Source organism: Methyloglobulus sp. (assembly GCF_046714055.1).
In the GTDB taxonomy this organism is placed as follows: Bacteria; Pseudomonadota; Gammaproteobacteria; order Methylococcales; family Methylomonadaceae; genus Methyloglobulus.
This window is the reverse complement of the sequence record NZ_JBKKBJ010000054.1, coordinates 1-11,561: the sequence shown is the minus strand read 5'-3', so window position 1 is coordinate 11,561 and position 11,561 is coordinate 1. Positions and strand designations below refer to the sequence as shown.

At 44.3% G+C, this 11,561-nt stretch carries 13 protein-coding genes and 1 pseudogene; 6 read left to right on the top strand and 8 right to left on the bottom strand.

All coding sequences use genetic code 11. The annotated features are described in order from the left end of the window. Positions 1-411: 411 nt before the first annotated feature. The 7 genes from ahr to ACLQ6D_RS03215 all read right to left on the bottom strand — a co-directional run bounded on the left by ahr (position 412) and on the right by ACLQ6D_RS03215 (position 6,356). Positions 412-1,428, bottom strand: a complete 1,017-nt coding sequence (gene ahr, locus ACLQ6D_RS03245; RefSeq protein ID WP_411725831.1) for an NADPH-dependent aldehyde reductase Ahr — start codon at positions 1,426-1,428, stop codon at positions 412-414. A 111-nt stretch (positions 1,429-1,539) separates the two neighbouring features. Continuing rightward, complete coding sequence (locus ACLQ6D_RS03240) at positions 1,540-2,706, bottom strand: YncE family protein (RefSeq protein ID WP_411725830.1); 1,167 nt, start codon at positions 2,704-2,706, stop codon at positions 1,540-1,542. 98 nt (positions 2,707-2,804) lie between these two features. Further along, positions 2,805-3,200, bottom strand: coding sequence for a cupin domain-containing protein (locus ACLQ6D_RS03235; RefSeq protein ID WP_411725828.1), 396 nt, complete (start codon positions 3,198-3,200; stop codon positions 2,805-2,807). A gap of 269 nt (positions 3,201-3,469) precedes the next feature. After that, a complete protein-coding gene (locus ACLQ6D_RS03230; protein ID WP_411725827.1) occupies positions 3,470-4,204 on the bottom strand; it encodes an SDR family NAD(P)-dependent oxidoreductase in 735 nt (244 codons plus the stop codon). Between the two features lie 109 nt (positions 4,205-4,313). After that, entirely contained in the window at positions 4,314-4,970 is a 657-nt protein-coding gene (locus ACLQ6D_RS03225; RefSeq protein WP_411725826.1) for a DUF938 domain-containing protein, read from the bottom strand. 272 nt (positions 4,971-5,242) lie between these two features. Beyond that, positions 5,243-5,494 carry an FmdB family zinc ribbon protein gene (locus ACLQ6D_RS03220; protein ID WP_411725825.1) on the bottom strand — a complete coding sequence of 84 codons (252 nt, stop codon included), beginning with the start codon at positions 5,492-5,494 and terminating at the stop codon, positions 5,243-5,245. Between the two features lie 325 nt (positions 5,495-5,819). Next, positions 5,820-6,356: a beta-class carbonic anhydrase gene (locus ACLQ6D_RS03215; RefSeq protein ID WP_411725824.1), complete on the bottom strand. Its 537-nt coding sequence runs from the start codon at positions 6,354-6,356 to the stop codon at positions 5,820-5,822. Between the two features lie 372 nt (positions 6,357-6,728). On the opposite strand from ACLQ6D_RS03215, the gene ACLQ6D_RS03210 reads away from it, so the two are divergent. After that, on the top strand, positions 6,729-8,288 hold the full coding sequence (locus ACLQ6D_RS03210) for a sigma 54-interacting transcriptional regulator (RefSeq protein WP_411725823.1): 1,560 nt from the start codon (positions 6,729-6,731) through the stop codon (positions 8,286-8,288). A 319-nt stretch (positions 8,289-8,607) separates the two neighbouring features. Here ACLQ6D_RS03210 and ACLQ6D_RS03205 read toward each other — a convergent pair whose 3' ends face one another. Next, positions 8,608-9,288, bottom strand: a complete 681-nt coding sequence (locus ACLQ6D_RS03205) for an SOS response-associated peptidase (RefSeq protein ID WP_411725822.1) — start codon at positions 9,286-9,288, stop codon at positions 8,608-8,610. A 105-nt stretch (positions 9,289-9,393) separates the two neighbouring features. Between ACLQ6D_RS03205 and ACLQ6D_RS03200 the strand changes: the two genes are divergently transcribed. The 5 genes and pseudogenes from ACLQ6D_RS03200 to ACLQ6D_RS03180 all read left to right on the top strand — a co-directional run bounded on the left by ACLQ6D_RS03200 (position 9,394) and on the right by ACLQ6D_RS03180 (position 11,337). Next, on the top strand, positions 9,394-9,822 hold the full coding sequence (locus ACLQ6D_RS03200) for a LexA family protein (RefSeq protein WP_411725821.1): 429 nt from the start codon (positions 9,394-9,396) through the stop codon (positions 9,820-9,822). A gap of 9 nt (positions 9,823-9,831) precedes the next feature. Then, positions 9,832-9,966 (top strand): annotated as a pseudogene (locus ACLQ6D_RS03195) (DNA polymerase V subunit UmuC); the annotation flags it as partial. Between the two features lie 56 nt (positions 9,967-10,022). After that, positions 10,023-10,328, top strand: coding sequence for a hypothetical protein (locus ACLQ6D_RS03190; RefSeq protein ID WP_411725820.1), 306 nt, complete (start codon positions 10,023-10,025; stop codon positions 10,326-10,328). A gap of 37 nt (positions 10,329-10,365) precedes the next feature. Next, complete coding sequence (locus tag ACLQ6D_RS03185; protein ID WP_411725819.1) at positions 10,366-11,130, top strand: tyrosine-type recombinase/integrase; 765 nt, start codon at positions 10,366-10,368, stop codon at positions 11,128-11,130. Between the two features lie 18 nt (positions 11,131-11,148). Next, positions 11,149-11,337: a hypothetical protein gene (locus ACLQ6D_RS03180; protein ID WP_411725818.1), complete on the top strand. Its 189-nt coding sequence runs from the start codon at positions 11,149-11,151 to the stop codon at positions 11,335-11,337. The last annotated feature ends 224 nt before the right edge of the window (positions 11,338-11,561 follow it).

The window sequence follows — 11,561 nt, the reverse complement described above, 5'->3', positions numbered from 1 at the left end:
CAATATGTGGCGGTTGGCAGGGTTCATTAGAACCTCCTGAGGTGAGTGAGTTTTCACTTCAGGACACCGGCAAAACTATGTCAAGTTAATAAGCTCGAAATTGGCTGGGGTATCAATAAAACAAGGCTTTCAAGCCAACTCAATTTGCAGCTATACTTAGTTAGGGTCTATACATTGGGGTCGCTATGGATAGCTATCCATAGCGACCCAAACCAGCCTCTCAAGAACATAACTTAACCCTTCTACTAACGAGACATTCAAGCAATAAAAGCCAGATAGTGATTATAAAAAAACTGTTAACTATTTCTTGCGACTTAACATTAAACTTTTAAAAGTAATCAAGTCGCGGCCTTTTTAATGATCGTATTGTTCCATTCTGACTCTGCGGATACTGATGATAGTAGATTATAGTTACGCAAAATCGTTATCCAGTACAATCCGATAACGCGCTTTCCCTTGCTCTAAATGCGCCAGAGCTTCGTTGACTTTGCTCATCGGAAAATGTTCAACTTTCGGCTTGATACCATGTCTTGCTGCAAATTCCAGCATAACTGATAACATGGACGGGCTGCCGGTCGGCGATCCCGATATATTTTTTTGGCCAAAAATGAGATCCAAGGCGGAAATGGAAAGCGGTTCCAGAACGGCTCCCAACATATGAAGCCGACCATTTGGTTTTAAGGTTTTCATCAGAGATTGCCAATCCAATGTCACATCCGAAGTAACCATCAGCATGTCGAGTGTGCTGGCCATCTTCAAGATAGCCGCACTATCCCGGCTGGAAACGACATGATGGGCGCCGAAAGCCTTGGCATCCTGAGCTTTTTCTGGTTGTGAGGTAAATGCAGTAATCTCGCAACCCCACGCTTTGGCAAATTTAATACCCAAATGTCCCAATCCGCCGACCCCAATGATGCCGATGTGGTCAGTCGGTTTGACATCGAACACAAGTAATGGGGCGAAAACAGCGATACCGCCGCACATCAGGGGGCCTATGTCGGCACTCTCAATCGTTTGCGGAAGCGGAATCGCCCATGCCCAATGGGTTCTTATTTTATCGGCATAGCCGCCTTGGTGGCCTACCATAGTCGGCACCGCTTTCGAGCATAGATTATGTTGTCCAGTCATACATTCATGGCAATGCATACAACTGACGGCATTCCAGCCGACACCGACCCGTTGGCCTATTTGTAGATTTTTAGCATGACTTCCAACCGCCGAGATTTTTCCGACCACTTCGTGGCCTGGAATCAAAGGATATTGAGACATACCCCATTCATTCTTAATCATCGAAAGATCAGCGTGGCAAATGCCGCAATGCTCGATATCAATTTCAACCTCTTCCGAATCCAATGGCCCTGCGTCGAAGGTGAAAAGCTCGAGTTTCTCTTTGGGAGCATGAATTGCCCAGACACGAATCATAGACATGATAATTTCCCCGCTCTTAATTTTTTGTTTTTATCTGTTGTGACTAAACGTTACCTTTTCTGCCAATAATTCAGTTTGCAAAAAAGATCTATATATCCCGGTCTTATTGCTTCAATGCGCTGGGTCATGATGCCATTCCGGCAGCAAGACGATACAGTTTGGATTGAAGCCCTGCTTTTTCAGGGTATCAATGGTTGCTACCTTTTCAAACTTTTCAAGATCAATGACACTGATTGAACCATCGTCCATCTCAGGCAAATTCAAAAAACTGTTTTGGACGAAAGCATAGCGTTCATCGGGAGATAGGACGACATGATGCGCCCCGTCTGCCGTTGGTATGGCTTTTATTAACTTGGGTTGTGCGGGTAAGCTGATATCGAAAACATTCAGATAGCCCGGTTTTGCGGTGGTGACAAACATACGATCATGGTTTTGGTTGTAGGTAATCTCCAACACGACACCTTGTTTGTCTGGATTAAAATCATAAACCTGCTGAAACTTGAACGTCTTGCTGCCGTTTTCCCAAGTTGCCGACCAAACAGTGCCGCCGAACATGACGCTGATGTAAGCCATTGCCGGATTCGCGCCTGGCACAAACACGACTTCCACTGGGGCGACGCCGGAAGGCGAAGGTTTATCCGACAATTTGTGCGTAGAAAGCACATTGCCGCTACTGGCTTCAATCACCGTGACCGTTTCGCCGGGATCGCCGAGATCAGAAGGCCGTACCGTGCTGGTAACGATTAGCCTGTCGATGTCATCGGCTAAGCCGATACCGTGCGGATAGCTTATGAAGGCCATATTCGACTTAGACACCGGCGCTGCAATGGTTTTGATTGCCTTATCGGTCTTGGCGTCGCCGACGATCACATTGCTCGTTCCCATGCAGGTCAAATACCATGTCTTTTTGTCGTCTGAAAAAACCATGTCTTCGGCAACCTTACAATCCGGCACGTCTATGGTTTTCAGGCGATACGGAAATAGCTTCATATTCATCACTTGCAGCGGATTACTGCCCAATGAGGTCAGATACGCCTTACTGGCATTTTTGTTATAGAAGATATGATGCGCAACCAAATCAGGCGGCAGCGGAATGTCGGTCAGTATTTTCTTAAAGTTCGTAGATCTTGGATCAACATCAATTATGGCGATACCTTCACGTCGTGGCGTTACCTTGGGCTTGCTCTCATAATTGAGCATTGCCAAGATTTCAGATTGGGCTAATAAGGGATAGCAAAAGATTAGTGCGAGCAACAGCGCTATAAATTTTGTTTTCATCTCAGCCTCCTGATTAAATTGAAAGGGGCAAATCGTGAATGGTCATTATGAGCAGCGTAACCGTATGTTTTTTGCATGGGCCCACCCAATCTCTTAATTTAGTTGGCAGGCACCAATTCAAAAATGATTAATTCCGCAGTGTTTTCGCGAATGTTTTCCACTGACATTAAATTCCCGGATTCCCAAAAAACTTCGCCAGCAGCGTATGTATTTGTTTTATCACCCTCAATAACTTTTAGTTTACCCTTAACAACGTAGCGTGGCCCTGGGCCTTCATGTGTATGTCTTGGTGTTTTAAAGCCGGGAGGAAATGTGACGCGTATTATTTTGGCATTAATGTTTTTGCTGGGAAGATTAACTTTATTTTCTAACAAAATAGTCCTGTTAAGAGTTGGCTTTTCCTGAGCCAAAATCGTCTGGATGTTGATACAGAGTAGCGTAGTAAGCGTTACCAAAACTAAACCTGCTGATTTGATGGTTTTTATTTTTAACATCTGCTAGTGCCTCGGCCTTATGCTTTAAAGAATCCATTAAGGGAACCTCTAAAAATTCAAAAATCTCCTTCTCCATTCGGGAGAAGGTTGGGATGAGGACATTAAAATCAATGATTTATACCCCTCACCCTAGCCCTCTCCCGCTGGGATAGGGTATTTTTAGAGGTTCCCTTAAGTTATCTCATAACGGAAAAATGTTTTGTTCGGTTTGTTACAAGGTTCAAAACAACAGGCGCAAATACCCATTGTTGTTTTCAGTAGAACACCTCCTAAAACGGTTCCTTAAACGGCCTTAAATCCAATTCATGCGTCCATGCACTCGGATGCTGCTTATGAATAGCCCAGTAGGTTTCAGCAATGGCATCAAGTTGCAATAAGCCATCCTTGCCTTTGGCTTTAACATAGTCAGGGAATTGAGTTCTTGCGCGTTCGCCATCAATCACGCCATCAATAATGGTATGCACTACATGAATACCTTGCGGCGAAAACTCCCTAGCCATACCTTGTGTTAAGGCTCTTAATCCTGCTTTTGCCGATGCAAACGCAGTAAACGGAGGCTTTGCTCGTAATGATGCTGTCGCGCCGGTAAAAAAAATAGTTCCTTTTTTTCGATCTTTCATGGCGTTAATAGCTTCCTTGCCGAATAAAAAAGCCCCCAGACAATTTTGTTGCCATAGCTGGGTAAAAGTTTCAGCGCCGGTTTCCAGCAAAGGCGATGGGAAATTGCTGTCTACATTGTAGGCAGCAATATCGACGCAAAAACCTTCAAATCGAACTTTGTTGAATAAATGCGCGACTTCAAGTTCTACCGTTGCATCGGCAACGACAGGTGTGGCTGATCCCCCTATTTGGCGAATTTTGTCTGCTACCTGTTGAAGTTTGTCTTCACTTCTGCCTGCTACGTAAACGTGTAAACCTTTTGCTGCAAAATAGTTGGCGAGTGTAGCGCCCAAGCCTCGCTCTGGACCCACCCCAATGACAATGGCTGAACATTTTTCCTCCATATTCACTTCCAGATAGACATAATTGGTTGGATTTGAGAATTACAACGAAAGGCACGAGAAGATGGGGGAATTACTTCGTACCTTTCGTGGCAAATGGCTAAAAGGTTTATTATTTCCTGCCAAATATCAGCGAGAAATTATTTGCCGGCATATTGATTTGCTCTTTTAATTCCAAACCATGTTTTTCAGCTGCTTTTTTCAGGTCGGCCACATCTTTTAATCCCCACTCTGAAACACCGTACGAACTTAATGTGTCATGAAATTCTTTGTTGGAATCAGTGGAAAAAGTGCCTTCAACCTGAAAAGGGCCATATATCAGCAAAAAACCATCATCGGTAAGCAACAATGCAGCGCATGCCATCATGCCGTCTGCAATTGAAATGGGTGCAACCTGGAAAATATTGATACAGAACATGGCAGCAAATGATTTTGCCTTGCCTGGATTAAACCAGGTTTTTGGTTTAGTTAAATCAAGGTGTACCGGATCGGCAATATTATCATTGCCATGATCACTGGAAAGCTTCTTGATGTTGTCAAAAACTTCTATGTCCTTATCTGAAGGATGAAAATGCAAATGCTTGAAATTCGGTGCAAAATAATTAATATGCATACCGCTACCGCTAGCGAGCTCCAGGACATTGCCGGGATCCTTTGGAAGTTTTTCTTTCAAAACGCCTAACAGCGGCTCACGGTTACGTCCTCCAGCCCAGGCAACATATTCACTTAAAGGATGTGGGTCTAAGGGTGGTTTTTCTTGGGTGTTCATTTTTGACTCCTGATTATTGTTGATTGCAAAATTGTTAGATGCAATTTATACAAAAGCAAATAACATGCCACTGAATAAAAATAATAATGATTTTAAAATACAATAAGTTAAAACTTGGCCTCTGCCGAGTCATCGAAATCTCCCTTCAATTAGAGAATATTTACTTCACAAACCATCAAGAACCATAACGCTCTTTTCGATTATATTTCTGCATGCTTCCGCTCCAAAGTTAATGCCTTGTCTAAAAATAAGCACAAAACAATGTCGTGCGTTTAAGCATGTCGGCGCTCTCCACGTCCGCACCCAAGACCGTGTACGTGTTTTTCCTGTCTCGATTTGGGCAAAAGTGAGCGCATTGCCAGCTCACGGCCATGCGCCATATTGCCATGCGTTGCAGGAGCAGAAAGGATCACTTTTTCGGTTGCGCCCCCACATACAGAACAATCCGGGTTGCTTGCATTGATTGGATGCCGTGCTTCAAATTGCAGTTTGCATTGTGTACACAGGTAATCATAAGTTGGCATTGGATTCACCTTTGTTTCGAGTTAACACGCATTTCAAAAATGCTACTTGGGAGCTTGGGAGGCTAATATGAATTAGCCTCCCCTCCAGGGGCATAATTTATCTAGTGATGCCACAAACTGTTTCCTGAACCTTTATTCTTGCGAAAATTTCTAAATAAAATAATAATGCCCATTATTAATAAGGGCCATATTAAGAAAAACAACGTTTTCAAAATAGCTAATGGTTCCATAATCGTTACTCCTAAAGTTAATTCCACCGCATCTAGGATAAGGAAAGAACAAAGAAAGTTTAATTTAATCCAATGCCATTTCTCTAAACTTAGCCTTAGCTCCAACGTGGCGGTTGCCTTCCTTTGACGCCGAATGGGGCTGAGGTGACATCGGTTCTTGCCCGTTTGTCAGGGTCTCGGGTCGGTGCCCTCAGCCGACGTGCCTCAACCTCCCAAACCCAGCCGCTGATGACCACATCCTTGGGTATGAGGGGATGATTTTTGAATACCTCTACTGTCTTCATACAGGTTTCATCCACGTCATCCATCATCCCGATCCATTTGGCGAATGCGCCCTTATCCAGTTTGAGTTCCGGCAAGGTCGGGTCTATCGCGATGTTGTCGGTATCGATCCCTTTGTCGCGTAACATCTTTTCCAGATCGGTCGCATTCGCAGACAACATGCCGCATTGCGTATGTTGCACGATGACGATTTCCTTCGTGCCGAAGAAATTGCAAGTTAGCATCGCCGAGCGAATTGCATCGTCGGTGACGATTCCTCCGGCATTGCGGAAACAGTGTGCATCCCCACCACCAGCCGGTGTATCTACGTGTATGCCGAGCGCTTCGTCTACCGGCAGGCGTTCATCCATACAGGCAAGCACCCACAAGCTGCGGTTATTATGCCCATCCGGGACCATAGCGACGGCGTTGCGCCCAGAAGTCATATTCAGCGACGCGTGCGCCCAGTTGTTCTTTTAGAGTGTTCATTTTGAGGCTCCTTGTTAAAAGGTTACATAGATAAAACTCCTTAAGCGACCTATCCCCTTCAATAACAGCCCAAGTAATTTCGTAACGGATAATTATCCGTACACCTTTTATTGGTAGATGTAATCAGATAAAAGCATATTCTGTGCCACCACAAAATAATAATACATGTCATAAACTACAATAGGTTGAGTTTTTATCTTGCCACAATTGTGAAGTTATGTTTCAATTGTAGAAAAACAACTTCACAATACGCCATGAACAATAATCCGCTTTCCGATGTAACCCCGATTTTTTTCCTGCAAACTTTTATCCTTGAGCTTATGCATGCCAGCGAACAGCAAGGACAACAGCACTGTGAGCACTTGATTGAACACATTGCCAAAACCGCCGGGTGTTTTTTTGAAGAGGCCTATCGCAGCAATACCCATAAAACCGAAACCCTGGACGTTGAAAGTTACACCGAATTGATTCTCGGCCTTAAAAATAATATCGGCGGTAAATTTTCATTGGCTTCCAGCAATCAGGACTGCATTACGGTAACCAATTCCCGCTGTCCCTTCGGCGATCAGGTGACCAATTTCCCTGAACTATGCAGGATGACTTCCAGTGTATTTGGAGGTATCGCAGCCAGAAATTTTGGTTACGCTAAAGTTGAAATCAAAAAAAGCATAGCCCGCCACGATGGCAAGTGTGAAGTATGCGTATACACTAACCCGAATGCAGCAAAAGGCCGTCCAGGCATGGAATACACCGACACGACACCCGTCAAAGAAATGCAGGATATGAATGCGCTGCACTCCCGCATTGAAGAAAGCATGCAACAGCTCTGGCGCAAACAAAGCAAACCGTTAGCAAAAAAATACCAGCCCCCGGCGATTGTTGCCAAATCACCGATGATGCAGAAAATACTGCAATCCATAGAAGTGATTGCACCAACACTGGCAACGGTATTAATTCAGGGCCAAACCGGTGTCGGCAAGGAATTGATTGCACGGGCCGTACATGCCATGAGTGACCGCTGCCAAAAACCGTTCATTCCTGTTAATTGCGGTGCAATTCCTGAAAATTTAATCGAGAGTGTTTTGTTCGGACATGAGAAAGGCGCTTTTACCGGCGCTATTGAAGTGCATCAAGGTTATTTTGAACGGGCTGAAGGCGGCACCCTGTTTCTGGACGAAATCGATTCATTGTCTCCTTCTGCTCAAACACGCTTACTGCGTGTGCTTCAGGAAGCTGAACTTGAACGAGTGGGCGGCAAACAAACCTTATCTGTTGATGTGAGAATGATTTCCGCAACCAATAACAACCTAGAAGAACTGGTTAAGCAAGGGTTGTTCCGTAATGACTTATATTACCGAATCAATGTGGTTCGACTAAGCATTCCCCTTTTGGCAGAGCGACCCGAAGACTTGCCTTACCTTGTACAATTGATTGTTCAGCGGTTGAGCAAGAAACATAACAAAGCGGTAGAGTCAGTGAGCCGCGAAGTCATGCAGAAAATCCGCGCTTATTCCTGGCCAGGGAATGTCCGGGAGTTGGAAAACATCCTTGAACGCAGCTTATTGTTTACAGTTGGCAAAGAGATGACCGTGCTGGATTTAGAGCTTCCGGCCAACACAAATAACGTCGATGATTGGAGGGGTGTAAAAGAAAACACGATTGCCAAAGTTGAGCAGACTTTTCTTGAAACAGCACTAAAGCAACATCAAGGCGATGTAAAAAAAGTCTCTGAAGAAATGGGCATTACATCAAGAGCTGTTTACAACAAACTGAAAAAATATGACATAAAATTGGCTGATTACCGAAGACTCTAAATAAAACCACTAGATCAATGAAGGCTTTTTAACCTGTCACTAAAATGCTCGCTATAGTCACAATTTGTTTTTCTAAACTCCCGCTTTTGTGAGATATTGACATAGGTTGAGTCTGGTTTAATTCTTAGTCGGATGAAAATCCACTTAGAAAGTTTAGAGTGTTGAATATCTGCAATTTGCACTCGTGAAGGTCAGTTTTTGGCCGGTTTGAGCCGATCAATTAGTGAACTTTTCCTTTTTTAACAGTGTAAGTAAAGTTCAAAACTTATTTCTGAACAGGTCAGATCACATGCAGACTTTTACACATAAGGCAAAGTCATTAACCGCCATTAGCTATACGGCTAATACATTCCTCGCTATTATGCCTCGGACTATTGACAACCGTACTCACAGGCCAAGCCGTCATTTCATCGGCGGGGTATTGGGTGAACAGGGTTTGTAACCCTTGTTTGTTGGTGTTTGTGGTATCCAGCCAAGTATCCCAAGTTTCCGGCGATAGTATCACGGGCATCCGGTCATGAATGGATTGCATGAGTTCATTGCCCGATGTCACGATGATTGTACATGACCCAATTTCACTGCCATCCCTGCCTCGCCAGTGTTCCCATAGCCCAGCCAACGCCATCGGCTCTTGATTTTTTAGGCTGATATACCAAGGTTGCTTAATTTTGCTGTTGGCGATTTCCTGCCATTCAAAATATCCATCGGCGGGTATCAAACAGCGGCGATATTGGAATGCTGACCGGAAAGCGGGTTTTTCGGCAACCGTTTCTGCCCGTGCATTAATGGTGCTGTAGCCCGTGTTGATTTCCTTTGCCCATGAGGGGATTAACCCCCACCGAGTCATGGCAAAAGCCCGGCGGCCTTGCTCTTGCCTAATGATGGGTATCGCTTGCGAGGGTGCGACATTATAGCTGGGCAACCATTCCGGCACATTCACAGCCTGAAACTTCTTAGCCAAAGCGATTGGATCGGTATACAGGGCAAAACGACCGCACATAAAGTATCGTTAAATCATCGGCTTTGGTTTGGCTTAAATATAAGAACAAATACAGAACATAATCGGTTATAGTATAGCCCTTATCGTACCTCGTTGAACCGTATTATGTCACCTTACATCATCCCCTTATTCAATGCCCCGCTTAAGTTGCCATTGTTCAGTTCCAGCGTTGCCGCTGGGTTTGCGTCCCCCGCCGATGACCATCTGGAAGCCGAATTAGACCTTAACGAACACCTGATAGCCCACCCCTCAGAAACTTTCTTTGTCAGGGCGAAAGGGGATTCCATGCAGCAAGCGGGGATATTCGACAAAGACTTGTTGATCGTTGACCGTTCCCTCACGCCCAAGCACAACGATATTGTGATAGCAGCGGTAGCGGGTGAACTGACTGTGAAACGGCTTTGTGTCAAACACGGCAAGCCCTGGCTGCTACCCGCAAACCCGGATTACCAGCCGATACCGATCAAAGAAGGCTCGGAATTGTACGTTTGGGGCGTGGTCGTCCATGCCATCCACCGAGTCATTAACTCCTAGCCATAGCTCATGATTGCGCTGGTCGATTGCAATAATTTCTACGTGTCTTGTGAGCGGGTATTCCAGCCTTCACTGGAAGGTAAGCCCGTTGGTATTCTCAGCAACAACGATGGCTGCATCATTGCCCGTAGCGAGGAAATCAAATAAACGAGAGTAGCCAACCCCTCGTAAACAGTGACTTTAAAAAGTGAGTTAAAACAATGAAAAAACACAATGCAAATAATGAACGGATCAAGCGTAAATATTTCATCTTTCTTAAAGAAGCAAAGCGTCAAAACGAGAGTTCTGTTGATGCGGTTGCCAAGGCAATAAGCCGATTTGAATCTTATACAAAATACCGGGATTTTAGGGCCTTTCATTATCAGCAAGCGGTTGGCTTTAAAAGCCATCTTGCCAAGCAAACTAATCAACAAACTGGAAAGCAATTAAGCAAAGCTACGCTTAAATTCTACATTAGGGCAATTGAAGGCTTTTTTTCAATGGTTGGCTATGCAACCTGGGTATAAGTCTCAAATTAGTTATACCGATACGGAATATTTTAACTTGTCAGAAAAAGAGGTTCGTATCGCAACGGCGCGTCGTGAAACGGCTGTTCCCACTCTGGAACAAATTAAACATGTTATTGAGACCATGCCGAATCATTCAGCAATAGAACGGCGTAACCGTAGCCTTATTGCTTTTACCCTTTTAACAGGGGCTAGAGACAGTGCCATTGCTTCTATGAAGTTAAAGCATATTGATATTATTGGGAATAGTGTCTTTCAGGATGCAAGAGAGGTGAATACAAAATTTAGTAAGACTTTTACCACTTTTTTCTTTCCCGTCGGGGATCATATTCAGCAAATTGTTAATGACTGGGTGCGTTACCTAAAAGAAGAATTGCTCTGGGGCAATGATGATCCTTTGTTTCCTAAAACCAATGTGATGGGTGAGGATAGAATTTTTAAAACGTCAGGTTTTAAGAAAGAACATTGGAGTACTGCATCACCCATCCGCACAATCTTTCGTGATGCTTTTGAAGCGGCAGATTTGACTTATTTTAATCCGCATAGCTTTCGTAAAACGCTGGTCACTCTTGGGCAAAAGCTTTGCCAATCACCAGAAGAATTTAAGTCTTGGAGCCAGAATTTAGGCCATGATGATGTTTTAACGACTTTATACAGTTATGGCGAGGTACAACAACATCGGCAGGGTGAGATTATTCGACAATTAAAAATCCCCCGTGCCTCTGGCAATCAAAATGCTGAGGATATTACAAGGGTTGTTATGAAAGTAATGGCAGAACAAAACTCACCAATTGGAGTTTAAGCATGGTTAACTAACAAAATGATGGCAGTACGACTTTGGACACCGGAACAACGGGCGCAACAATCACAGAAAATAGGGCAATGGCAACCGTGGAATAAGTCCACTGGGGCAAGGACAGCCAAAGGCAAGGCTATTGCCTCACGTAATGCCTATAAGGGCGGTCATCGCGCTTTAATGCGGGGGATGTATGCGGTGTTGAGGTCGTAATAGAGTTTCTGAAAAAAACGTCGCTAAGGAAATTGGCGAGCTAAATCCGGCTGTATTATGAAAATAATCTCTGCAAAGCAAAGGCAGCCGTTTAAAATTTCATACTATTTGTAGTATTCGACCCCTATGTATAGACCCTAACTATGTAAAGCTGCGTTTTATTTCGCCCAATACCCCACGCACTACCAGTAAAGTCTGGCAGTGCGCTTTACATAGTTATAAGT

Bases quoted from the DNA above. Each gene is read 5' to 3' on its own strand.
- ACLQ6D_RS03205 (WP_411725822.1), bottom strand. From the start codon at position 9,288: ATGTGCGGTCGTTTTGCCCTGTATACCGATCCAATCGCTTTGGCTAAG.
- ACLQ6D_RS03220 (WP_411725825.1), bottom strand. From the start codon at position 5,494: ATGCCAACTTATGATTACCTGTGTACACAATGCAAACTGCAATTTGAA.
- ACLQ6D_RS03180 (WP_411725818.1), top strand. From the start codon at position 11,149: ATGATGGCAGTACGACTTTGGACACCGGAACAACGGGCGCAACAATCA.
- ahr (WP_411725831.1), bottom strand. From the start codon at position 1,428: ATGTCTATGATTCGTGTCTGGGCAATTCATGCTCCCAAAGAGAAACTC.
- ACLQ6D_RS03215 (WP_411725824.1), bottom strand. From the start codon at position 6,356: ATGGATGAACGCCTGCCGGTAGACGAAGCGCTCGGCATACACGTAGAT.
- ACLQ6D_RS03200 (WP_411725821.1), top strand. From the start codon at position 9,394: ATGTCACCTTACATCATCCCCTTATTCAATGCCCCGCTTAAGTTGCCA.
- ACLQ6D_RS03230 (WP_411725827.1), bottom strand. From the start codon at position 4,204: ATGGAGGAAAAATGTTCAGCCATTGTCATTGGGGTGGGTCCAGAGCGA.
- ACLQ6D_RS03190 (WP_411725820.1), top strand. From the start codon at position 10,023: ATGAAAAAACACAATGCAAATAATGAACGGATCAAGCGTAAATATTTC.
- ACLQ6D_RS03210 (WP_411725823.1), top strand. From the start codon at position 6,729: ATGAACAATAATCCGCTTTCCGATGTAACCCCGATTTTTTTCCTGCAA.
- ACLQ6D_RS03225 (WP_411725826.1), bottom strand. From the start codon at position 4,970: ATGAACACCCAAGAAAAACCACCCTTAGACCCACATCCTTTAAGTGAA.
- ACLQ6D_RS03235 (WP_411725828.1), bottom strand. From the start codon at position 3,200: ATGTTAAAAATAAAAACCATCAAATCAGCAGGTTTAGTTTTGGTAACG.
- ACLQ6D_RS03240 (WP_411725830.1), bottom strand. From the start codon at position 2,706: ATGAAAACAAAATTTATAGCGCTGTTGCTCGCACTAATCTTTTGCTAT.